The sequence below is a fragment of the Aeromonas sp. QDB54 genome, from assembly GCF_027707385.1.
Classification (GTDB): domain Bacteria; phylum Pseudomonadota; class Gammaproteobacteria; order Enterobacterales; family Aeromonadaceae; genus Aeromonas; species Aeromonas hydrophila.
Genome location: NZ_JAPCIT010000001.1, coordinates 130,951 through 152,526, shown reverse-complemented (window position 1 = coordinate 152,526; position 21,576 = coordinate 130,951). Strand labels below are relative to the sequence as shown.

The following is a 21,576-nucleotide window of genomic DNA, read 5'->3' as shown; positions in this document are numbered from 1 at the left end:
TTAACCAAAGTTCGGCACTATGTTCGCTTTTTGGATATTGGTGAAAGCCAACACTTCGTCCTTACCATCTACCGTCAGGGTGATCATGTCGCCCTGCACGGCTTTGATTACGCCTTTGAACTTGCGGCGGTTGTTTGTTGCCATCCGAAGCGTTACCGCCGCCTCTTGGCCAACGTATTTTTCGAACTGGGCAACTTTGAACAGGGGACGATCCAGACCCGGGGAAGACACCTCGAGGTAATACTCCTCGGTGATGGGATCTTCGACATCCATGATGGCGCCAACCTGATGGCTGACCTCAGCACAGTTCTCGACGCTCACGCCATGCTCGCCGTCGATATAGACGCGCAAGGTGGAGTGTTTACCCGCACGGATAAACTCAATCCCCCACAGTTCAAAGCCCAAGGCAACGACAGGAGCCTCGAGCAGATCGGTCAAACGTTGTTCCAACGTAGCCAAAGTCACCCTCCGAAAAAACAAAAAAAGGGCATAAAGCCCAGATAGAAATTGGTTCAGAGTAAATTGCACATAACAAAAAGCCCCGATGTCAAATCGGGGCTTGGCGCTTTACCCTGATTGTCGCCTCGCAGCGACCGCCTTCCTGAGCGTAGGAAATGCGTGAAATTTGGTTGCGGGGGCCGGATTTGAACCGACGACCTTCGGGTTATGAGCCCGACGAGCTACCATGCTGCTCCACCCCGCGTCCGAAATCGTGCGAGATTATAGCCACTTCACCCTCGCCACACAAGACTGACTGGCTATAATACACCCGGTTACCCGGGCTCACTGCTTAATTGGTGCCGTGGGCGGGACTCGAACCCGCACACCCTAGAGCACTACCCCCTCAAGATAGCGTGTCTACCAATTCCACCACCACGGCAAAAATCTTACTCGGGAACGTCAGTGTCTTTCTTGACTGGCGCTTTGCTCTGCTCAACCTGTTGGGTTTGTTGCAGATTTTCCCATTCACTACCCTGTTTGACCTTGTTGCTGGACATAGATCCAAGCACCAAGCTAATCAAGAAGAACAGAGTAGCCAAAATCGCTGTTGTGCGGGTCAGGAAGCTGCCTGAACCACCGGAGCCGAATACGGTATTCGATGCCCCTGCGCCGAAGGAGGCGCCCATGTCAGCCCCTTTACCTTGCTGAATCATCACCAGACCAATCAGAGCCAGTGACACCAGCAGATAAACGACCAAAAGAATCTCGTACATTTAACTTGCACCCTTTGCCGCTTCAACAATTCCTAAAAACGTCTGGTCATCGAGACTTGCTCCACCAATCAGGCCGCCGTCAACGTCGGGCTGGGCAAACAACTCTCTCGCATTGGCCGGCGTTACGCTCCCACCATAGATGATTCTGACTTTCTCACCTATGACCGGAGTATCCTCCGCCAAGCGACCACGTATAAAGGAATGAACCTCTTGTGCCTGCTCGGGTGTGGCGCATTTACCTGTACCTACAGCCCAAATCGGCTCGTAGGCGATGATAGCATTATCGAAAGCCATCGCGCCATTTTTCTCTATGACGATGTCCAGCTCTTCGGCGATCACCTCGAAGGTTCTTCTCGCCTGCCTCGCCGCCCCTGATTCACCCAAACAGAGGATGGGAATCAGACCTGCCGCTCTGGCTGCCGCAAACTTCTCTGCGACGATAAAACTGGTCTCACCAAAGAGACGCCTGCGCTCGGAGTGCCCTACCAGTACGTATCGACACCCTGCCTCGACCAGCATCTGACACGAGATTTCCCCCGTGTAAGCGCCCTGTCTGTGCTGGCTCACATTCTGAGCCCCCAACTTCATTGTCCGCTGCTCACCGAGCAGTGCGGCCGTGAAGTCGAGATGCACATGGGATGGACACAAGACCACGTCTACTCGTTCATCAACGTCCTTCAGACATTGACCAGTAAACTGCTCTAACTGCGACCTACTACCGTGTAACTTCCAGTTGGCTGCTACAAACGGCTTGCGATGTCCCATCGGCAACTCCCTTGCGAAAGCGGGGCTGATAATATCCAGAGGATTGTCAGCTGACAAGCGCTATTTTCAAATTTTCGAATCGTTTGAACAAGATACAACCAGGGCGGCTTAAAAGCCGCCCTTTTTGTTCATTAAAACGCCGATTCAACCTGTTGTGCGATGCGTTGGGCCATATCACGCACCTGCTGTTCATGTTCCCCTTCCACCATCACGCGGATCAGGGGTTCAGTGCCAGATTTGCGCAGCAGCACACGGCCACGACCAGCCAGCTCCTGTTCCACCTTGGCCACTTCCTGCTGCACGGCGTCGGCCGCCAGCGGATCCTTGCCTTCGGCAAAACGCACATTGACCAGCACCTGCGGGAACTTGTTCATGCCGGAGCGCAGCTTGGCCAGCGGCATCTCGGCGGTACAGATGGCGGTTAGTACCTGCAGGGCGGCGACGATGCCATCCCCGGTAGTGGTCTGATCCAGGCAGATGATGTGACCGGAGTTCTCGCCGCCGATGCGCCAGCCCTTCTCGTTCATCATCTCCAGCACGTAGCGGTCGCCCACCTTGGCACGGGCGAACGGGATGCCGAGGGTCTGCAGCGCCAGCTCCAGACCCATGTTGGCCATCAGGGTGCCCACCACGCCGCCCTTGAGGCGACCGTTGCGCAGTGCATCGCGGGCGATGATGTAGAGGATTTCATCGCCGTCGATGATATAGCCGGTGTTGTCCACCATCACCAGACGGTCGCCATCACCATCGAAGGCCACCCCCAGATCCGCCTTGCACTCCAGCACCTTGGCCGCCAGAGCTTCCGGGGCGGTCGAACCGACACCGTCGTTGATGTTGAGACCATCCGGGCTGCAGCCGATGGCGATCACTTCTGCCCCCAGCTCGCGGAATACGGAAGGCGCAATGTGGTAGGTCGCACCATGACCACAGTCCACCACCATCTTCAGCCCTTCCAGGCTCAGATTGGAGGGGAAAGTGCTCTTGCAGAATTCGATGTAACGACCGGCGGCATCGTCGATGCGCAGTGCCTTGCCCAGCTCGGCAGACTCCACGCACTTCAGCTCGTGGTCCAGCTCGGCTTCGATGGCCATCTCGACTTCGTCAGGCAGCTTGGTACCGTCGGCGGAGAAGAACTTGATGCCGTTGTCGTAATAGGGGTTGTGGGAAGCGCTGATGACGATGCCGGCTTCGGCCCGGAAGGTGCGGGTCAGGTAAGCGACGGCCGGGGTGGGCATGGGGCCCATCAGAATGGCCTTGAGACCCGCGGCGGACAGGCCCGCCTCCAGTGCGGACTCCAGCATGTAGCCGGAGATGCGGGTATCCTTGCCGATCAGCACCTTGCGAGTACCCTTCTTGGAGAGCACCTTGCCCGCGGCCCAGCCCAGTTTCATCACGAAATCCGGGGTGATCGGGTATTCACCCACCTTGCCGCGTACACCGTCGGTGCCAAAATACTTTCTTGCCATTGTCTGTTCTCGTTTTTTTATTTGGATATGAAATCTTGTCCCGTCATGACCATCCAGCCGGTACGCAAGGCATCCATGGTCGCTCGCACATCATGCACCCGAATGATCCGGGCACCGCGCTGCATCCCGATGAGCGCACAGGCCAGACTGCCGGCCAGCCGTTCATCAACCGGGCAGCCAAGCAGGTTGCCTATCATAGACTTTCGCGACATACCGACCAAGAGCGGAAGCTGGTAATCGAGCAACTTCTCCTGCTGGGCAAGCAGCTGATAGTTGTGCGCGAGCGTCTTGCCAAAACCGTAACCGGGGTCCAGCAACAACTGCTCCCTCCGTATTCCCGCTGCCAGACAGGCGGCGATCCGCTCGTCGAAGAAAGCCCTCACCTCCCCCAGCAGATCGTCATAGTGCGGCTCTGCCTGCATGGTTCTGGGCTGCCCCTGCATGTGCATCAGGCACACCGGAACGTCGGCAACGGCGGCCGCGGCCAGGGCCCCCGGCTCGAGCAGGGCTCGTACGTCGTTGATAAGATGGGCACCCGCCGCGCAGCCTTCCCGCATCACCGCTGCCTTGGAGGTATCCAGGGAGATCATCACCTCCAGCTCGGCGACCATGCGCTCCACCACGGGAATGACTCTGTCCAGCTCCTCCTGCTCGCTCACATCGGGAGCACCGGGGCGGGTCGACTCGCCACCGATGTCGATGAGGGTCGCCCCCTCCGCCACCATCTGGCGCGCATGGGTCATCGCCCGCTCCAGCTGATTGAAATGACCACCGTCGGAGAAGGAGTCCGGTGTCACATTGAGGATCCCCATGACGTGGGGACGTTCGAGGGAGAGGCTGAGCCCCTTGCTGGTTAGCTGCATCGTTACTTCCGTTGACATAAAGAAAAACCCCGGGGCCAGCCCGGGGTTTGTATCATCACGATTTATTTGGCCGGCAGATCGTTGGCCTTGTCGATATCGACATCAGCCACCTGCTCGCTCTCGGCTACCGCCGGCTTGGCCTCTGCTGCAACCGTGGCACCGCCTTGCGGGGTATCACCGTGCTCATCATGCCAGTTGCTGGGGGCACGCACTTCGCGGCGAGCCATCAGATCGTCGATCTGCTTGGCATCGATGGTCTCGTACTTCATCAGCGCATCTTTCATGCTGTGCAGCACGTCCATGTTGTCCAGCAGGATCTGCTTGGAGCGGGCGTAGTTGCGATCGATGACCTGCTTGACCTCGGCATCGATGACGCGCGCAGTATCATCGGACATGTGCTTGGCCTTGGCCATGCTGCGACCGAGGAACACCTCGCCATCTTCTTCCGCGTAGAGCATGGGGCCGAGACGCTCGGACATGCCCCACTGGGTCACCATCTTGCGGGCGATGTCGGTGGCGCGCTCAATGTCGTTGGACGCACCGGTCGATACCTTCTCGGCACCGTAGATCAGCTCTTCCGCCAGACGGCCGCCGTACAGGCTGGAGATCATGGACTCCAGATGCTGCTTGGAGTGGCTCCATCGATCCTGCTCCGGCAGGTACATGGTCACCCCCAGCGCACGACCGCGCGGAATGATGGAAACCTTGTAGACGGGGTCATGATCCGGCACCAGACGACCAATGATGGCGTGACCGGCTTCGTGATAGGCCGTCATCTCTTTCTCGGACTCTTTCATCACCATGGAGCGACGTTCCGCACCCATCATGATCTTGTCCTTGGCCTTTTCAAACTCGGCCATGGAGACCACTCGACGGCTCTCACGGGCCGAGAACAGGGCGGCTTCGTTGACCAGGTTGGCCAGGTCAGCACCAGAGAAACCGGGCGTACCGCGGGCAATCAGCGCCGGATTGACGTCATCTGCCAACGGTACCTTGCGCATGTGCACTTTCAGGATCTGTTCGCGACCACGCACATCCGGCAGACCGACCACGACCTGACGGTCGAAACGACCCGGACGCAGCAAGGCGGGGTCCAGTACGTCAGGACGGTTGGTAGCGGCGATGACAATGATGCCTTCATTGCCTTCAAAGCCATCCATTTCGACCAGCATCTGGTTCAGGGTCTGCTCACGCTCATCATGACCACCGCCCAGACCGGCGCCACGCTGGCGGCCGACCGCGTCGATCTCGTCAATGAAGATGATGCAGGGAGAAGACTTCTTGGCCTGCTCGAACATGTCACGCACCCGGGAGGCACCGACACCCACGAACATCTCGACGAAATCTGAACCCGAAATGGTAAAGAAGGGCACCTTGGCCTCGCCCGCAATGGCCTTGGCCAGCAGGGTCTTACCGGTACCGGGAGGACCAACAAGCAGTACGCCGGTCGGGATCTTGCCGCCCAGTTTCTGGAACTTGCTCGGATCGCGCAGATAGTCGACCAGCTCCTTCACCTCTTCCTTGGCCTCGTCACAGCCAGCCACGTCGGCAAAGGTGGTCTTGATCTGATCTTCACTCATCAGGCGAGCCTTGCTCTTGCCGAACGACATGGCACCCTTGCCACCACCGCCCTGCATTTGACGCATGAAGAAGACCCAGACACCGATCAGCAACAGCATCGGGAACCAGGAGATGAAGATGGACGTCAGCAGAGACGGCTCTTCCGGCTTCTCGCCCATCACTTTGACATTGTGATTGAGCATGTCGTTGAGCAGCTGGGGATCCGGCGCCGGGATGATGGTGGTGAAGCGTTCACCGGTGCGCTTGACGCCATTAATGACCTTGCCATCCATCCGCACTTCACGGATCTGCTCTTGGGTCACTTCTTTAACGAAGCTGGAATAGTCCAGCTGGCGACTGGTGGTATCGCTGGGGCTGAAGCTATTGAACACCGACATCAACACGACGGCGATGACCAGCCACAGGATTAGGTTTTTCGCCATGTCACTCAAATCAGTAACCTCGCAGACTGACAGTTAACGATGAAGGTTAGGGTACTACAGTTTAAAACCGGTAGCCACAATGTAGACTTCTCGTGAACGGGCACGAGACGAGTCTGGTTTACGAATCTTGACGGCAGTGAAAAGTTTACGGATTTCATTGAGATAGATATCAAACCCCTCCCCCTGGAACACCTTGACCACGAAGCTGCCGTTGGCCCGCAGGACCTGGTTGCACATGTCCAGCGCCAGTTCGACCAGATACATGGAACGGGCCTGATCCACCTGCTGGGTACCGCTCATGTTGGGCGCCATGTCGGACATGACGACGTCAACCTTGTCCGGACCTACCCGTTCAAGCAGAGCGCCCAGTACAGTTTCCTCCCGAAAGTCGCCCTGAAGGAAATCGACACCGGCGATGGAATCCATCGGCAGAATATCGCAGGCGATCACCCGGCCCTTGTCACCGACCTGGTCGATGGCAAACTGGGACCAGCCACCGGGGGCCGCCCCCAGATCCACCACCGTCATGCCCGGTTTGAGCAGTTTGTCCTTGCCCTGGATCTCGTCGATCTTGAACACGGCACGGGATCTCAGTCCCAACTTCTGGGCTTTTTTGACGTATTGATCGTCAAAATGCTCTTTTAACCAGCGGGTTGAACTGGGGGAATGTTTTTTCTGGGTCATGATCGTCGACTTTAAAAAACCACAAGGGTTATTAGTATTAAGGGCTAAGTGGGGGTAGAATACGCCCCTTTCAACCCTGACTTATGAAGAAATTGCCATGATTCTCAACAATAAACAGAAACAGTACCTCAAGGGCCTTGCCCACAGTCTGAAGCCGGTCGTCCTGCTGGGACAACACGGTCTGACCGAAGGTGTGCTGGCCGAGATCGATCTGGCGCTCAACCACCACGAGCTGATCAAGGTTAAGGTTGCGTCTGAAGATCGTGAGATGAAACAGCTGGTTATGGATGCCATCGTCCGTGAAACCGGCGCGGTGAAAGTACAGAGCATCGGCCACGTGCTGACCATCTATCGTCAGGCCAACGAGCCGAAAATCCAACTGCCCCGCAAGTAACAGGAAAGAGCATCGCTCTTTCCTTCATTTCCCCTCTTCCCAAGTCGCTTGCCAAAGTAGTCGCTAGGCCCTTAACCTGCGATGAATACTCGTGGATACCCGCTATGGATCACCATCAGATTCTCACCGAAGATGAACTGGCCATGCTACGGGACTTGGGAAGCGATCAGGAGACGGCCGCCGGTCAATCCCTGAGCGGTTATCTCGCCACTCCCCTGCTAGGCCTGCTGCAACGCGCCGACCAGCTGGTGCTGGAAGCCCGTTTTGCCGGGCATCAGCTCCGTTTTCCGCTGCGCTTCACTCAAGGAGATGATGGCTTTGTCGAGCCACGCATCGCAGCCCCCGTCATCAAGGAGCTGGGTTATCCCCATCCGCGCACTTGGCGGCTGGACGAGCAGGCCAGCTTCAGGATGGGTGAGCACGAGTATCTGGTGCACAGCCTGTCGCTCGATGGTCTGGTCGTCGAGGGCCTGCCGCCCGGACTGGCCGTCGGCGCCACCTTGACGGGCAGCCTGCTCATTGAGGATCTCGCTCCCCTGCCGCTCAGCGCAGAGCTGGTCAGACACATTCATCGTCGCAACGGCATTCAGGGCTGGGCACTGCATTTCCAGATGGCCAAAGCGGACCTTGAACTGCTGCGCAACTGGATGTTCCAGCGTCATCAGGACGCCTTCACCCAGGCTTACCAGCCCCGCTAAATACAAACAGGGGAGCCGGGGCTCCCCTGTTCTGGCATCCACCTACCTCAGAGGTAGGCAACTTCCAGGATCTCGTACTCCACATCGCCTGCCGGCGTCTTGACGATGGCCACATCGTCCACTTCCTTGCCGATCAGGGCACGGGCGATGGGGGAATTCACGGAGATCATGTTCTGTTTGATGTCCGCCTCGTCGTCACCCACGATACGGTAGACCACCTCTTCTTCCGTCTCGCTCTTGAGCAGAGTCACGGTTGCCCCGAAGATGACGCGACCATTGTTGGTCATCTTGGTGATGTCGATCACCTGGGCGTTGGAGAGCTTGCTCTCGATTTCCTGGATACGGCCTTCACAGAAGCCTTGCTGCTCGCGGGCAGCATGGTATTCGGCGTTTTCTTTCAGATCACCATGTTCACGGGCATCTGCAATCGCTTCGATAATCTGCGGACGCAGCTCGGTCTTGAGATATTCGAGCTCTTCACGCAGCTTTTCAGCGCCGCGAACAGTCATCGGAGTATGATTCATAGTCGAAACCTGGGTTGCTTGAAAAGAGAAGCTGCGGCTATCAGAGAGAGCCGCAGCTGTCGGTTCGGATGAGGCATCTTAATATGAAGCCGGCACAAAATCCATGTCAGTCCCTGCGAGCGGGATCGCGCTTTCTCATCAGAATTTGCCGGAACTATTTCTGCTCCTGTGCGCTGATCGGGGCTGACACCGTCGGTTTGCCCTGCATGATGGAGATCTCCACCCGCCGGTTCATGCGCCGGTTTTCCGGGCTGGTATTGGGCACCAGCGGCTGGGAATCGGCCATGCCCTGTACCACCAGCCGGCCGCCATCGAAGCCCGGCACCTTGATCATCTGGTGGGCTACCGCCACCGCCCGCTGGGAGGAGAGCTCCCAATTGGACTGGAACAGCTCATCCTCGGTGGCGGCATCATCAGTGTGACCCGAAATGGTGATCTCGCCAGGCACATCCTTGAGCAGAGCCGCCACCTTGCGCACCACCGGCCAGAACTGGGGCTGCAGGAAGGCGGAGCCCGCCGGGAAGGCCGCTTTTTCCCGGATCCGGATGATGATCTGCTGACCCAGCGCCTCCACTTCGATGGCGCCATCCTGGATCTGCGCCTTCATCTGATCCGCCAGCGCCTTGGCCAGCGCGTTGGACTGCTCCTGCTGCTGCTGTTTCTGCGCCTCCTGCTGGGTGTCGCCCCCCACCAGCTTCTCTTCGCTCTTGTCATGACCGCCGGCCTGATCGGCATCGCCGGGCTGAAAATCCAGCTCGGTCTGGGTCATGTCCATGGTCTGCTGCATGATGGTATCGATGGGGGTCGGCTCCGGGCGACCCGGCCTGAACTCCTGGGCGATGACGGAGGTTCCCTTGGGGATGTCCTTCACCTCGAGAATATTCTGCACCCCGAACGCCTTCTCCATGGAGCCGGCGATCTGCTTGAACTTCTGCACATCCATCTCGGCAAACGAGAGCAGCAGCACGAAGAAGCACATCAACAGCGACATCAGGTCGGCGAAGGTTCCCATATAGCCGGGCAGACCGGGAGGTGGGCACTTGCACTTTGCCATGCGCGCTCCTATTCGGTCCCGTTGTTGCGTTTGGACTGGTTCAGGTAGTTCTGCAGCATGGCCTGGATCACCCGCGGGTTCTGGCCGTCCTGAATGCCCATGATGGCGTCGAGGATCAGGGTACGGCTCAGCTGCTCCTCACCGCTGCGCAGCTCCAGCTTGTCGGCGATGGGGATGGCGATCATGTTGGCCTCGATCGCCCCGTACAGGGTGGTGAGCAAGGCCACCGCCATGGCCGGGCCGATGGACTTGGGGTCACTCATGTTCGCCAGCATGGCCACCAGCCCCACCAGGGTACCGATCATCCCCATGGCGGGGCCAAGATCCCCCAGGGAGCGGAACACCTTGACGGCGATGACGTGGCGCTCCGAGGTCAGCTCGATGTCCTTCTCCATCACGGCCCGTACCACGTCGGCGTCATGGCCATCCACCAGCATGTCGATGCCCTTCTTCATGAAGGTATTGGGGATCTCCGCCGCCTCCAGGGCCAGGAAGCCCCCCTTGCGGGCCGCGTCCGCCAGTTCCACCGCCTTGGCAATCAGGTCATCGAGCTTGTCCCCCTTGTACATGAATGCCTTGCCGGCCACCTTGAACGCCATCAAAAACTGGCCGAGGTTGAACTTCATCATGCAGATGAACAGAGAACCCAAAATGGTGATATAGACCGAGGGCATATCCACATACATGCTCATGGGGCCACCCAGCAGCATGCCGTACACCACCACCCCGAACCCCAGCACTATGCCTATCAGACTGCCTAAATCCACATCCTTACTCCTGTCAGCTGAAATTTGTTGTATCTGCAGTTTGTTGAATTTTCTGCTATTGGCTCATCAGCGGCAAGGGTTGCCACAATTTTCCCCGTTCGGAAGATGGCTTATTATCGGCCACTTTTCCGAGAGTTTAAGCCGAGGGCATTTTTCTGCCTCCCCCCTGCCCGTCGTCGATGTTAAGATAAGCCGTTTTTTTCAATCCCCGAGGATGGACATGGCCAGTAAAAAAATCGACCGCCTGAGTTTTGATGCCACTCTGGAAGAGCTGGAAACCATAGTTCATCAACTGGAACAGGGCTCTCTGCCGCTGGAAGAGGCTCTCAAGCAGTTTGAGCAGGGTATTCATCTGGTGCGGGCCGGCCAGCAGAAGCTGGAGCAGGCCGAGCAGAAGATCCAGATCCTGCTGACTCAGGCCGATGGCAGCGAGCAAGCCGTCCCCTTCCAGCCAGAGCAAGGAGAGGAGTGAGTGACGCTGGACGATTTTTCCCGCCTGCACCGGCAACGTATTGACGACTGTCTGTCTGCACAACTTGAATCCTTGCCCGCAATGGCCCCCCGCCTGCGCGATGCCATGCGTTACGGCCTGCTGCTGGGCGGCAAGCGGGTGCGCCCCTTCCTGGTCTACGCCGTCGGCGAGATGCTGGGCGTAAAGAACGAACTGCTGGATGGCCCGGCCGCCGCAGTAGAGTGCATTCACGCCTACTCCCTGCTGCACGACGACCTGCCCGCCATGGACAACGACGATCTGCGTCGCGGTCAGCCGACGGTGCACAAGGCCTTCGATGAAGGCACCGCCATTTTGGCCGGCGACGCCCTGCAGACCCTGGCCTTCACCATTCTGGCCGATCACCCGATGCCGGACGCGCTGCTGGCCAACCGGGTACGGATGCTGAGCCGGCTGGCCCGCGCCTCGGGTTATCTCGGCATGTGCGGTGGCCAGGCGCTGGATCTGCAGGCGGAAGGTCGCCAGATCTCCCTCGCCGAGCTGGAACAGGTACACCGTCACAAGACCGGGGCCCTCATCGAGTGCGCCGTGGCGCTTGGCGCCCTGTGCAAGGCCGACGTGGATGAAACCACCCTGAGCGCGCTGCAAACCTATGCCGCCGCCATCGGTCTCGCCTTCCAGGTGCAGGATGACATCCTCGACATCACGGGCGATACCGCCACCCTCGGCAAGCGACAAGGTTCCGATCTGGCGCTGGAAAAGAGTACCTATCCGGCGCTGCTGGGGCTCGACAATGCCCGTGAGCTGGCTCGCGAACTGCATGGTAAAGCCTTAACAGCCTTGCAATCTTTGCCCTACAATACCGACATTCTGGAAGCGTTTGCCGATTACATCATCGAGCGAACCCACTAAACGCTGGATAACAGTAACAATATGAGCGTTGATATAAGCAATTTCCCCAACCTGGCCCTCGCGGATACGCCGGTCGAGTTGCGATCCCTGCCCTTCGAGCGACTGCCCGTACTGTGCAACGAACTGCGTGAATATCTGCTGCGTTCGGTGAGTCGCTCCAGTGGCCATCTTGCCTCCGGGCTCGGCACCGTCGAACTGACGGTGGCGCTGCACTACGTCTACAACACCCCGTTCGATCGGCTGGTGTGGGACGTGGGCCACCAGGCTTATCCCCACAAGATCCTCACCGGTCGCCGCGATCGGATGCAGAGCATCCGCCAGAAAGACGGTCTGCACCCCTTCCCCTGGCGCGGCGAGAGCGAATATGACGTGCTCTCGGTCGGCCACTCCAGCACCTCCATCGGTGCGGCGCTCGGCATGGCAGTCGCGGCCGAGAGCGAAGGGCTGGGGCGCAAGGTGGTTGCGGTGATCGGCGACGGTGCCATTACCGCCGGCATGGCGTTCGAGGCTCTCAATCACGCCGGCGATGTCCACAAGGACATGCTGGTGGTGCTCAACGACAACGAGATGTCCATCTCCGAAAATGTCGGGGCGCTCAACAACCACCTGGCCCGCATCATGTCTGGCAAGCTCTACACCACCATCCGCGAGGGTGGCAAGAAGGTGCTGGCCGGTCTGCCGCCGGTCAAGGAGCTGGCCAAGCGGGCCGAGGAACACCTCAAGGGAATGGTGGTGCCCGGCACCCTGTTCGAGGAGTTCGGCTTCAACTACATAGGCCCCATCGACGGCCACGACATCAACGCCCTGGTCGAGACCCTGCGCAACATGCGCAACCTCAAGGGGCCGCAGTTGCTGCACGTCAAGACCAAGAAGGGCAAGGGCTATGAGCCCGCCGAGAAGGACCCCATCGGTTATCACGGCGTGCCCAAGTTCAATCCGAACGAGTGCACCCTGCCCAAGGCGAGCGGTGGCAAGCCGAGCTTCTCCGCCATCTTCGGCCAGTGGCTGTGCGACATGGCGGCCAAGGATGAGCGGCTGGTCGGCATCACCCCGGCCATGCGCGAAGGCTCCGGCCTGGTGAAGTTCAGCCAGCAGTATCCGGATCGCTACTTCGACGTGGCCATCGCCGAGCAGCACGCGGTCACCTTCGCCGCCGGTCTCGCCATCGCCGACCAGAAGCCGGTGGTCGCCATCTACTCGAGCTTCCTGCAGCGTGCCTACGACCAGCTGATCCACGATGTGGCGCTGCAAGAGCTGCCGGTGCTGTTCGCCATCGACCGGGCCGGTCTGGTGGGAGCCGACGGCCCCACTCATCAGGGGGCGTTCGACATCAGCTTCCTGCGCACCGTGCCCAACATGGTGATCATGACCCCGTCCGACGAGAACGAATGCCGTCAGATGCTCTACACCGGCTACCAGTGCAACGGGCCGGCGGCGGTACGCTACCCCCGCGGCAGCGGCACCGGCATCCAGGTCGAGAGCGAGATGCAGGCGCTGGCGCTCGGCAAGGGCCGGATCGTGCGTCAGGGCAAGGGCACCGCCATCCTGGCGTTCGGCACATTGCTGCAACAGGCCAAAGCGGCTGCCGAGGCGCTCGATGCCACCCTGGTGGACATGCGCTTCGTCAAGCCGATGGACGAGGCCCTGGTGCTCTCCCTGGCCACGACCCACGATCAGTTCGTCACCCTCGAGGACAACGCCATCATGGGCGGTGCCGGCTCTGCGGTGAACGAGCTGTTGATGCGCAGCAAACAGTGCAAGCCGGTGCTCAATCTCGGCCTGCCGGATCGCTTCGTCGAACAGGGTACCCAGGAGGAGATCTACACACTGCTGGGGCTCGATGGCGCCGGCATCCAGCGCAGCATAGAGCAGTGGCTGCAGGCTTGACCCCCTCAGCACACACAGTAAAAGGGCGCCGTTATGGCGCCCTTTTTGTTTCTCTGTCTCGTTGGTTTATCCGCGACCATCAGCCCTTGTAGAGCTTGGGATTGAACACATCCCGCAGCCAGTCACCCAACAGGTTGATGACCAGCACCAGCACCACCAGGCAGATGCCCGGGAAGGCGGTGATCCACCAGGAACCGGAGAAGATGTAGTTGAAGCCCACGCTGATGAGCGAGCCCAGCGACGGCTGATCCACCGGCATTCCCAGACCGAGGAAGGAGAGGGCTGCCTCACTCATGATGGCGTTGGCCACCTGCACCGTGGAGATGACCAGGATCGGCGACAGGCAGTTGGGCAGAATGTGGCGGAACATGATGCGCGGGGCGCGAAAGCCCATCACCTTGGCCGCTTCCACATACTCCTTCTTCTTCTCCGCCAGCACCGAGGCGCGCACGGTTCGGGCGTACTGCGGCCACTCGGCGATACCGATGATCACCACCAGCATCAGGATGGCGAACTTCGAGTAGAACTCGGAACCAAACGTCGCCTGGAAGATGGCGGAGATGATGATCGCCACCATCATGGTGGAGAACGACAGCTGCACGTCGGCAAAGCGCATCAGCAGGCTGTCGATGCGGCCACCGAAGTAACCGGCGATGAGGCCGATGACGATGCCGAGCACCAGCTGCAGCGCCACCGCGAACAGACCTATGGTCAGCGAGATGCGGGCGCCATAGAGAATGGTGCTCCAGATGTCGCGGCCCTGGTTGTCGGTACCGAGCCAGAAGCGCTCTTCGCCTCCTTCCAGCCAGGAGGGCGGCAATTCGGCATCCATCAGATCGAAGCTGGTCTGGTCATAGACGTTGTACGGGGCCAGCCAGGGTGCCAGCAGGGCCGCCAGGACGAACACCACGAACACCGCAAAGCTGAACATGGCTACCTTGTCCCGCAGGAAGTAGTAGACGATGTCGGAATTTTTAAAACGAGCCCAACGGCTTGGGCTTGCAGTTACAGCATGAGTCATCTGTTACCCCTTGGCGGTCAGGTTGACGGTCGGGTTGATCAACCCGTAAAGCAGGTCGACCAGGGTATTGGTCACCACGAAAATGAGCCCGACGAAGATGACGTAGGCGGTGATGAGGGGCGTATCGACCCGGTGGATCGCCTCGAGGAACAGGAAGCCGGTCCCCGGCCACTGGAATACGCTCTCGGTCAGGATGGTGTAGGCCACCATGGTACCGATCTGCACACCACCGACGGTAATGACCGGCAGCATGGTGTTCTTCAGAGCGTGGCTGTAGTAGACCTTGTTGTTGTCCAGCCCCTTGGCACGGGCGAACTTGACGTACTCGGAGGAGAGCTGCTCCAGCATCTCGGAGCGCACCAGCCGGATGAACAGCGGCAACATGATGGAGGAGAGCGCCACGCAGGGCAGGATCAAATGCTTGATTCCGTCCCAGGTGAAGAAGCCCGACTCCCAGCCCAGCAGGTTGTAGGTCTCGCCACGGCCATAGGCCGGCAGCCAGCCCAGCTGGATGGAGAAGAGGTACATCAGCATGATGGCGGTCAGGAACACCGGGATCGAGATGCCGATGCTGCTCCCCGCCATGATGATCTTGGTCGGTATGCTGTGCGGGCGGATCGCCGAGTAGACCCCAAGCGGAATGGAGACCACCACGATGATCAGCGCAGCGCCAAACACCAGCTCAAGAGTAGCCACCAGCTTGTCGAGGATAACCTCGAGGGCTGGTCGCTTGAAGAAGTAGGAAGTACCCAGATCCCCGTGTACCGCGTTCTTCAAGAAGCGGCTGTATTTGACGAGGAAAGGATCGTTGAGGCCCATCTTCTCGCGCAATTCGTGGCGCTGGGCTTCGGAGACGGATTGTCCCACCAGCTCGCGCAACGGATCCCCCAGGTTGTCCTGGATGGAGAAGGCGACCAGGCTGATGACGAACATCACTATCACGGCCTGATAGAACCGTTTCAGCAGGAATGTAAACATGCTTGTCCTTCTACGTGGCCTGTGTCATGGCACAGGCTTCTGTTAGCAGGCGGGGTGGCCGGCTGACCACCCCGCCCCGTCCTTCCTTGCAACCTTCGCTTACTTGCCGACCACCAGGTCGCCGAAGTAAGGGAAGTTCATCACGTTGACCACCGGCTTGATGTCGGCGTTCTTCTTGGCGCCGTAGGCCAGATCTTCCCAGTGCAGCGGCACATAGGCAGCGTCGTCGATCAGCATGGCTTCGACCTTCTTCAACATCTCGGCACGCTTGGCCGGATCGGTCTCGGCGTTGGCCTGCTCGACCAGCTTGTCAGCCTCGGCGTTGGCATAACCGGCGCAGTTGTACTGGCCCATGCCGGTCTTGGCATCCTTGGTGAAGGTCAGGAACTCGAAGAAGTTCGCACTGTCTTCGGTGTCGGAGTGCCAGCCGATCAGCTGCATGTCCGCGGCGCACTTGTCAAACTCAGGCCAGTACTGGGCCACCGGCATGGTCTTCAGATCCACCTTGATGTTGATCTTGGCCAGCATGGCGGAGACGGCCTGGGCAATCTTGACGTCGTTGACGTAACGGGCAGCCGGGGAGATGAAGCTCATCTTGAAGCCCTGCTCATAGCCGGCTTCCTTCATCAGCTGCTTGGCCTTGGCCAGATCATACTGGGGCTTGAGCGCCTCGTTGTGACCGGCATAGCCTTTCGGACTCAGCTGGCCGGCAGGGGTACCGAAGCCTTTGTTGATCTTCTCGACGATGCCCACCTGGTTGATGGCGTAGTTGATCGCCTGACGCACGCGTTTGTCTTTCAGCGCCGGGTTGGTGTTCTGGTTCAGCTCGATGATGATGGCGCGGGTACCGGACAGGGTCACCAGCTGGGTGTCCTTGCCGTTCTTCACGCGCTCCAGATCGTTCGGCGCAACCGGGTAGATCACGTCCACGTCACCACCCAGCAGGGCCGCCACGCGGGTGGCGTCCTCCTTGATGGGCACCACGGTCAGGTTGTCGACGTTGCCCTTGGAGGCCTTGTCCCAGTAGTTGGCGTTGCGGGTGTACTCCAGCTTGACGCCCTGCTCGCGGAACTTGACGCTGAACGGGCCGGTACCGGAGACATGGGTGGAGGCGTAGGAGTCGCCGTTCTTGACGATCTCGGCCTTGTCTTTGCCCGCCTCGGTCTTGCCGGTATAGAACTTGGAGTCCATCGGGAAGATATAGGTGACGGTCTGCAGCACCAGCGGGAACGGCTTGGCGGTGACGAGATCGACGGTGTACTCATCGACCTTCTTCACTTCGGCGATGGGGTCGAAGATGGCCTTGAAGTCGACTGAGGACTTCAGACGGTTGACGGTCCACACCACGTCGTCGGCGGTGAAGTCGTTGCCGGAGTGGAACTTGACGCCCTTGCGCAGGAAGAAGCGCACGGTCTTGTCGTCGATGCGCTCATACTTCTCGGCCAGACGCGGCTCGAATTTCAGGTCCTGGGTGTAACGCATCAGCGGATCGAACACCAGGTGGGACATCTCCAGGGTCTGACCGGAGAGCTGCTCCTGCGGGTCCAGCGAGGTGGCGTCGGAGGCGACGGCGACCTTGATGTCGACGGCGGAAACGTTAAAAGCGAAACCGGCGGCAAACAGCGCCAGGGCAATCTTGGATAATCCTTTCTTCATGTCTTTCTCCATGCTTTTGGCTTTTTATTGACACTTTTTTTGACAAGCAGAGCGGCGGGCCGCCCCTTTCCTAGCTTGCGATTTCCAGCCCCTCGCGGGACATTCCCTTGAACTCCGGCATGAGGGAGATCAGCTTGCGGCTGTACTCATGCTCGGCATTGGTAAAGAGTTTCTCGGTCTCCGCCACTTCCACCAGATGACCGTGCTGCATCACCCCGATGCGATCGCACATCTGGCGGATCACCGGCAGATCGTGACTGATGAACAGCATGGTGAGGCCAAGCTCCTGCTGCAGATCCTTGAGCAGGTTGAGGATCTGGGCCTGCACCGACACATCCAGCGCCGAGGTGGGCTCGTCGCAGATGAGGAAGCGTGGCCGGGTCGCCAGAGCGCGGGCAATGGAGATGCGCTGACGCTGGCCGCCGGAGAATTCGTGGGGATACTTCACCCCGGCACCACGGCCAAGGCCGACGTGATCCAGCAGATCCCCCACGATCCCCTCGATCTGGCTCTCGCTGCCGGCCAGCTTATGAAAGCGGATCGGCTCTGCGATGATGTCGCGTACCTTCATGCGCGGGTTCATCGAGGAGTAGGGGTTCTGGAACACCATCTGCATCTGGCGACGCAGCGGGCGCCGCTCATGCTCACCCTTGAGCGCGGTCAGATCGATCCCCTCGAAGAAGATCTTGCCGGTATCGGGCGGATAGAGGCCGGTGATGGCACGGGCGATGGTCGACTTGCCGGAGCCAGACTCCCCCACCAGGCCGAAGGTTTCACCCTCGAAGATCTCGAAGCTGATGTTGTTGCAAGCCCGCACGTACTGGCGGCGGCTCGGGAACAGGGAATCCTTGGTGACGAACTTCAGATCCACGTTTTCCACCCGCAGCAGCGCCCCTTCATAGGCACGCTCGTCCTGACTCTGGCCAAGCCAATGGGTCTTGAGATCGATGCTGGTATCCGCCGCACCGGCGTCCTCGATATAGGAGACCAGCGGGAAGCGCACCAGCTTCACATCCGAGCGGGGCACCGCCGAGATGAGGCTGCGGGTATAGGGGTGGTTGGGGCGACCCAGCACCTGTTCGGTGGTACCGAACTCCACCAGATCGCCGCGATACATGACCGCCACCTTGTCGGTGACGTTGGACACCACGCCCATGTCGTGAGTCACCAGCATGCAGCCCACCTGCCGCTCTTTGCAGAGGTTGCGGATGAGCTGGAGGATCTGATCCTGAATGGAGACGTCCAGCGCCGTGGTCGGCTCGTCGGCGATGATGAGCTCGGGGTCGCCGGAGAGGGCGATGGCAATCACCACCCGCTGGCGCATGCCACCGGAGAACTGGTGAGGATACTGCTTGATACGCAGCTCAGGCTGCGGGATCCCCACCGCCGCCATCAGGGAAAGCGCCTTGGCAAAGGCCGCCTCACGGGTGAGGTCGGTATTGGCCAGAATGGTTTCAACCAGCTGCCGTTCGACGGTGAACAGCGGGTTGAGGGAGGTCATGGGGTCCTGGAAGATGAAGCCGATGCGCGACCCTCGAATGGCCCGCATCTCGTTCTGGCTCTTGCCGGAGATGAGTTCGCCATTGAGATAGATGTCGCCACGGGCGATACGGCCAGGGGGGCTCAGCAGGTCGATGACGGCGTTGCCTATGGTGGACTTGCCGGCACCGGACTCGCCTACCACACCGACTATCTCCCCCTTTTCCACGGAAAAAGAGAGATCCTTCACTGCGGCCAGCACCCCGTAGCGGGAGGGGTACTCGATCCGCAAGTTTTTCACTTCGAGCAAGGACATGTTTACCTCTGCGGGGGACATCCGTCCCAAATAATTCGTCCGTAAATCGGCCGCAGATGCCGGTCGTGCCTTGGGGTGATCTTGAGTGCTTGATATGACTGCAAAACGCTCAATCCATGAGACAACGAAACCAGCGATCCGGGCGGGTTTTTTGCATTTTTTTGGAATAACCCGCGAGTAACTTAGACGGTTTGGCGGCGAGTGTAAATGATCGGGTTATACAATTTCGCAATACTTTGCTCAGTTAGCAGCCAAGTCAGCAGTCATAAATCATGACTCCTATCACATATACAGACTATATGACCGATAAAATGCCTGACTAGTGCTTTTACTTTCAACAATGGCGTAACAGGCGGGAATATTCACTATTGACACAATAGTCTTAAGCTTCGAATGAGTAGTGAATATTTATGTGAAATGATTTTTTAACGGCAGCATATGCCGATGAATGAAAACTAAACAGAGATATATAGGGGGATGCCAGCATGGCACTCCCCCTTGCTGTCACCCTCAACCCAGCCAGTATGCCAGTGATTGCATACAAAACAGGGCGAACAGGCCGGCGATGAGATCGTCCAGCATGATGCCAAGGCCGCCATGAATGCGGCGGTCAAACCAGGAGATGGGCCAGGGCTTGAGTATGTCGAACAACCGGAACAGCACGAAGCCGGCCAGCACCCACTCCCAGCCGGCCGGGGCCGCTATCATGGTGACACCAAAACCGATCACCTCGTCCCAGACGATGGCGCCGTGATCCGGCATGCCGATGGCATCGGTGGCGCTCTGGCAGATGCGGATGCCCGCCACGAAGCCCACTATCAGCAGCGCGATGAACCAGGGCGTTGACAGACCGCTCACCAGCAGATAAAGGGGGATGGCGGCGAGCGTCCCCATGGTGCCCGGCGCCTTGGGCGAGAGGCCGGAGCCAAAGCCCACCGCCAGAAAGTGCAGCGGATGCTTCAGGTTCAGCCGCTTCAGCTCAGGCTTTATCATCAACAGGCTCATGCGAAGTGGTCCCACCCTTTCAGTTCCAGCGCCACCGTTTGTTCGCCCCGCAGATAGTCGATGCCCGGTTCGCCGGCAACGATGCGGCCGATGCGGGTAAACTTGACGCCGCAGTTGGCCAGCGCCGTGTCCAGCGCGCCGCGATGCTCCTCCGGCACGGTGAAACAGAGCTCGTAGTCATCGCCACCGGCCAGTGCCAGCTGCCAGGCATCCTGTTCGCTCACCGCATCCTGCAGCACCGGCGAGAGCGGCAGCAGATCGAGATCGATCTGGGCCCGCACGCCGGAGGCCTTGAGGATATGGCCGAGATCCGAGGCCAACCCGTCGGAGAGATCCAGCGCACTGCCGGCCAGCCCGCGCAGGGCCTGTCCGGCCAGAATGCGGGGATGAGGATGGTCGAGGCGCGGCAGCACGGCCGCCAGCTGGTTCTCGTTGAGGGTTCGCTTGGCCAGCAGATGGGAGAGCGCCAGGGCGGCATCGCCCAGGGTGCCGGTCACATAGACTCCGTCCCCGGCCTTGGCACCGCTGCGCAGCAGGGCACGGCCAGCCGGTACCGACCCCTTCACCGACACCGTGATGGAGAGCGGGCCGCGGGTCATGTCGCCGCCCACCAGCGCCACGTTGTAGTATTCGGCAAGCTCCAGGAACCCTTCCGCAAAGCCGGCCACCCAGGCCTCGTTGATGGTGGGCAGGGTCAGCGCCAGCGAGACCCAGCGCGGCTCGGCGCCCATGGCAGCCAGATCGGAGAGATTGACCGCCAGCGCCTTGTAGCCGAGATCCACCGGATCCATGTCGGGAAAGAAGTGGACGCCGCTCACCAGGGTATCCGTGCTCACCGCCAGCTGGGTGTCGGGGGGCAGGGTCAGCAGGGCACAATCATCTCCAGGGCCCATCACCACGTCCTTGCGGGCGTGGGGGACCTTGAAGTACTTATCAATCAGCTCGAATTCACCCATACAGTAAAAAGCCAGCAATAAGCTGGCTCCTCTCTTAGATGCTGTTGACGGACAGCAGGATCAACGCTTGTTCAGCGACTTGATCACCTTGTCCAGTACACCGTTGACAAACTTGTGGCTGTCATCGGCAGCAAAGGATTTGGCCAGCTCGATCGCTTCGTTGATGGCCACGCGCGGCGGCACATCATCACGACGGGTCAGCTCATAGGTCGCCAGACGCAGGATCGCCTTGTCCACCATGTCCACTTCTTCCAGCGGACGGGAGAGGAAAGGTGCGAAGACCTTGTCCAGCTCGTTGCAGTGGAGGGCTACTCCGAACAGCAGATCGCGGAAGTAGTTCAGGTCCACACCCTTGGTGTCCTGATCGATCTTGAACTGCTCTTCGATGTCGCCCACGTTGGCCTTGGTCATCTGCCACTGGTAGATGGCCTGGGTGGCACAATGGCGGGCCTTGCGGCGCTCGGACGGTTTCAATGCATTTCT

At 59.4% G+C, this 21,576-nt stretch carries 22 protein-coding genes and 2 tRNA genes; 5 read left to right on the top strand and 19 right to left on the bottom strand.

What is annotated here, in order from left to right; genetic code table 11:
- The 9 genes from rimP to rlmE form a co-directional block, all read right to left on the bottom strand.
- The gene (rimP, locus tag PG881_RS00725; protein WP_016351719.1) at nucleotides 1–459 is read right to left on the bottom strand and encodes a ribosome maturation factor RimP; all 459 of its coding nucleotides are present in this window, start codon (nucleotides 457–459) and stop codon (nucleotides 1–3) included.
- A 167-nt stretch (nucleotides 460–626) separates the two neighbouring features.
- Nucleotides 627–703, bottom strand: a tRNA-Met gene (locus PG881_RS00720).
- Between the two features lie 92 nt (nucleotides 704–795).
- Nucleotides 796–880 (bottom strand) — tRNA-Leu (locus PG881_RS00715).
- Nucleotides 881–887: 7 nt separating this feature from the next.
- Nucleotides 888–1,214 (bottom strand): preprotein translocase subunit SecG, encoded by a 327-nt coding sequence (secG, locus tag PG881_RS00710; RefSeq protein ID WP_010633113.1) that lies wholly within the window; start codon nucleotides 1,212–1,214, stop codon nucleotides 888–890.
- Nucleotides 1,215–1,979, bottom strand: coding sequence for a triose-phosphate isomerase (tpiA, locus tag PG881_RS00705; protein ID WP_029299295.1), 765 nt, complete (start codon nucleotides 1,977–1,979; stop codon nucleotides 1,215–1,217).
- A gap of 131 nt (nucleotides 1,980–2,110) precedes the next feature.
- Nucleotides 2,111–3,445, bottom strand: coding sequence for a phosphoglucosamine mutase (glmM, locus tag PG881_RS00700; RefSeq protein ID WP_016351721.1), 1,335 nt, complete (start codon nucleotides 3,443–3,445; stop codon nucleotides 2,111–2,113).
- Between the two features lie 17 nt (nucleotides 3,446–3,462).
- Entirely contained in the window at nucleotides 3,463–4,308 is an 846-nt protein-coding gene (folP, locus tag PG881_RS00695) for a dihydropteroate synthase (protein WP_024944267.1), read from the bottom strand.
- 62 nt (nucleotides 4,309–4,370) lie between these two features.
- A complete protein-coding gene (gene ftsH, locus PG881_RS00690; RefSeq protein ID WP_039214770.1) occupies nucleotides 4,371–6,320 on the bottom strand; it encodes an ATP-dependent zinc metalloprotease FtsH in 1,950 nt (649 codons plus the stop codon).
- Between the two features lie 45 nt (nucleotides 6,321–6,365).
- Nucleotides 6,366–6,995: a 23S rRNA (uridine(2552)-2'-O)-methyltransferase RlmE gene (gene rlmE / locus PG881_RS00685; RefSeq protein ID WP_011707081.1), complete on the bottom strand. Its 630-nt coding sequence runs from the start codon at nucleotides 6,993–6,995 to the stop codon at nucleotides 6,366–6,368.
- 97 nt (nucleotides 6,996–7,092) lie between these two features.
- Between rlmE and yhbY the strand changes: the two genes are divergently transcribed.
- The gene (gene yhbY / locus PG881_RS00680; RefSeq protein WP_005298134.1) at nucleotides 7,093–7,389 is read left to right on the top strand and encodes a ribosome assembly RNA-binding protein YhbY; all 297 of its coding nucleotides are present in this window, start codon (nucleotides 7,093–7,095) and stop codon (nucleotides 7,387–7,389) included.
- Between the two features lie 104 nt (nucleotides 7,390–7,493).
- Complete coding sequence (locus PG881_RS00675; RefSeq protein WP_024944268.1) at nucleotides 7,494–8,087, top strand: hypothetical protein; 594 nt, start codon at nucleotides 7,494–7,496, stop codon at nucleotides 8,085–8,087.
- A 47-nt stretch (nucleotides 8,088–8,134) separates the two neighbouring features.
- Here PG881_RS00675 and greA read toward each other — a convergent pair whose 3' ends face one another.
- The 3 genes from greA to pomA all read right to left on the bottom strand — a co-directional run bounded on the left by greA (nucleotide 8,135) and on the right by pomA (nucleotide 10,432).
- The gene (gene greA, locus PG881_RS00670) at nucleotides 8,135–8,611 is read right to left on the bottom strand and encodes a transcription elongation factor GreA (RefSeq protein WP_011707083.1); all 477 of its coding nucleotides are present in this window, start codon (nucleotides 8,609–8,611) and stop codon (nucleotides 8,135–8,137) included.
- Nucleotides 8,612–8,765: 154 nt separating this feature from the next.
- A complete protein-coding gene (locus PG881_RS00665) occupies nucleotides 8,766–9,665 on the bottom strand; it encodes a flagellar motor protein MotB (protein WP_011707084.1) in 900 nt (299 codons plus the stop codon).
- Nucleotides 9,666–9,673: 8 nt separating this feature from the next.
- Complete coding sequence (gene pomA, locus PG881_RS00660) at nucleotides 9,674–10,432, bottom strand: flagellar motor protein PomA (RefSeq protein ID WP_011707085.1); 759 nt, start codon at nucleotides 10,430–10,432, stop codon at nucleotides 9,674–9,676.
- Between the two features lie 220 nt (nucleotides 10,433–10,652).
- Here pomA and xseB point away from each other — a divergent pair, with 220 nt between their 5' ends.
- Genes xseB through dxs form a run of 3 tightly spaced genes read left to right on the top strand, consistent with a single transcriptional unit; the run spans nucleotide 10,653 to nucleotide 13,682 of the window.
- Complete coding sequence (gene xseB / locus PG881_RS00655) at nucleotides 10,653–10,904, top strand: exodeoxyribonuclease VII small subunit (protein WP_016351725.1); 252 nt, start codon at nucleotides 10,653–10,655, stop codon at nucleotides 10,902–10,904.
- Nucleotides 10,905–11,795 (top strand): (2E,6E)-farnesyl diphosphate synthase, encoded by an 891-nt coding sequence (gene ispA / locus PG881_RS00650; RefSeq protein ID WP_139704818.1) that lies wholly within the window; start codon nucleotides 10,905–10,907, stop codon nucleotides 11,793–11,795. It abuts the gene before it with no gap.
- Nucleotides 11,796–11,816: 21 nt separating this feature from the next.
- On the top strand, nucleotides 11,817–13,682 hold the full coding sequence (gene dxs / locus PG881_RS00645) for a 1-deoxy-D-xylulose-5-phosphate synthase (protein WP_270797748.1): 1,866 nt from the start codon (nucleotides 11,817–11,819) through the stop codon (nucleotides 13,680–13,682).
- 79 nt (nucleotides 13,683–13,761) lie between these two features.
- Here dxs and PG881_RS00640 read toward each other — a convergent pair whose 3' ends face one another.
- From PG881_RS00640 to nusB, 7 genes are all read right to left on the bottom strand, one after another.
- On the bottom strand, nucleotides 13,762–14,703 hold the full coding sequence (locus tag PG881_RS00640; protein ID WP_203133615.1) for an ABC transporter permease: 942 nt from the start codon (nucleotides 14,701–14,703) through the stop codon (nucleotides 13,762–13,764).
- A gap of 3 nt (nucleotides 14,704–14,706) precedes the next feature.
- On the bottom strand, nucleotides 14,707–15,681 hold the full coding sequence (locus PG881_RS00635; protein ID WP_011707090.1) for an ABC transporter permease: 975 nt from the start codon (nucleotides 15,679–15,681) through the stop codon (nucleotides 14,707–14,709).
- 99 nt (nucleotides 15,682–15,780) lie between these two features.
- Nucleotides 15,781–17,337, bottom strand: coding sequence for an ABC transporter substrate-binding protein (locus PG881_RS00630; protein WP_011707091.1), 1,557 nt, complete (start codon nucleotides 17,335–17,337; stop codon nucleotides 15,781–15,783).
- Between the two features lie 70 nt (nucleotides 17,338–17,407).
- A complete protein-coding gene (locus PG881_RS00625; protein WP_011707092.1) occupies nucleotides 17,408–19,132 on the bottom strand; it encodes a dipeptide ABC transporter ATP-binding protein in 1,725 nt (574 codons plus the stop codon).
- 510 nt (nucleotides 19,133–19,642) lie between these two features.
- Complete coding sequence (locus PG881_RS00620) at nucleotides 19,643–20,137, bottom strand: phosphatidylglycerophosphatase A family protein (protein WP_045789154.1); 495 nt, start codon at nucleotides 20,135–20,137, stop codon at nucleotides 19,643–19,645.
- Entirely contained in the window at nucleotides 20,134–21,093 is a 960-nt protein-coding gene (gene thiL, locus PG881_RS00615) for a thiamine-phosphate kinase (protein ID WP_029299287.1), read from the bottom strand. Before thiL ends, PG881_RS00620 begins: the two co-directional genes overlap by 4 nt.
- 60 nt (nucleotides 21,094–21,153) lie before the next feature.
- Entirely contained in the window at nucleotides 21,154–21,567 is a 414-nt protein-coding gene (nusB, locus tag PG881_RS00610; RefSeq protein ID WP_011707095.1) for a transcription antitermination factor NusB, read from the bottom strand.
- Nucleotides 21,568–21,576: the final 9 nt, after the last annotated feature.

Excerpts from the sequence above, each read along its gene's own strand:
- secG (WP_010633113.1), bottom strand. The coding sequence starts at position 1,214 with ATGTACGAGATTCTTTTGGTCGTTTATCTGCTGGTGTCACTGGCTCTG.
- tpiA (WP_029299295.1), bottom strand. The coding sequence starts at position 1,979 with ATGGGACATCGCAAGCCGTTTGTAGCAGCCAACTGGAAGTTACACGGT.
- glmM (WP_016351721.1), bottom strand. The coding sequence starts at position 3,445 with ATGGCAAGAAAGTATTTTGGCACCGACGGTGTACGCGGCAAGGTGGGT.
- folP (WP_024944267.1), bottom strand. The coding sequence starts at position 4,308 with ATGCAGCTAACCAGCAAGGGGCTCAGCCTCTCCCTCGAACGTCCCCAC.
- rlmE (WP_011707081.1), bottom strand. The coding sequence starts at position 6,995 with ATGACCCAGAAAAAACATTCCCCCAGTTCAACCCGCTGGTTAAAAGAG.
- yhbY (WP_005298134.1), top strand. The coding sequence starts at position 7,093 with ATGATTCTCAACAATAAACAGAAACAGTACCTCAAGGGCCTTGCCCAC.
- PG881_RS00675 (WP_024944268.1), top strand. The coding sequence starts at position 7,494 with ATGGATCACCATCAGATTCTCACCGAAGATGAACTGGCCATGCTACGG.
- greA (WP_011707083.1), bottom strand. The coding sequence starts at position 8,611 with ATGAATCATACTCCGATGACTGTTCGCGGCGCTGAAAAGCTGCGTGAA.
- PG881_RS00665 (WP_011707084.1), bottom strand. The coding sequence starts at position 9,665 with ATGGCAAAGTGCAAGTGCCCACCTCCCGGTCTGCCCGGCTATATGGGA.
- xseB (WP_016351725.1), top strand. The coding sequence starts at position 10,653 with ATGGCCAGTAAAAAAATCGACCGCCTGAGTTTTGATGCCACTCTGGAA.
- dxs (WP_270797748.1), top strand. The coding sequence starts at position 11,817 with ATGAGCGTTGATATAAGCAATTTCCCCAACCTGGCCCTCGCGGATACG.
- PG881_RS00640 (WP_203133615.1), bottom strand. The coding sequence starts at position 14,703 with ATGACTCATGCTGTAACTGCAAGCCCAAGCCGTTGGGCTCGTTTTAAA.
- PG881_RS00635 (WP_011707090.1), bottom strand. The coding sequence starts at position 15,681 with ATGTTTACATTCCTGCTGAAACGGTTCTATCAGGCCGTGATAGTGATG.
- PG881_RS00630 (WP_011707091.1), bottom strand. The coding sequence starts at position 17,337 with ATGAAGAAAGGATTATCCAAGATTGCCCTGGCGCTGTTTGCCGCCGGT.
- PG881_RS00625 (WP_011707092.1), bottom strand. The coding sequence starts at position 19,132 with ATGTCCTTGCTCGAAGTGAAAAACTTGCGGATCGAGTACCCCTCCCGC.
- PG881_RS00620 (WP_045789154.1), bottom strand. The coding sequence starts at position 20,137 with ATGAGCCTGTTGATGATAAAGCCTGAGCTGAAGCGGCTGAACCTGAAG.
- thiL (WP_029299287.1), bottom strand. The coding sequence starts at position 21,093 with ATGGGTGAATTCGAGCTGATTGATAAGTACTTCAAGGTCCCCCACGCC.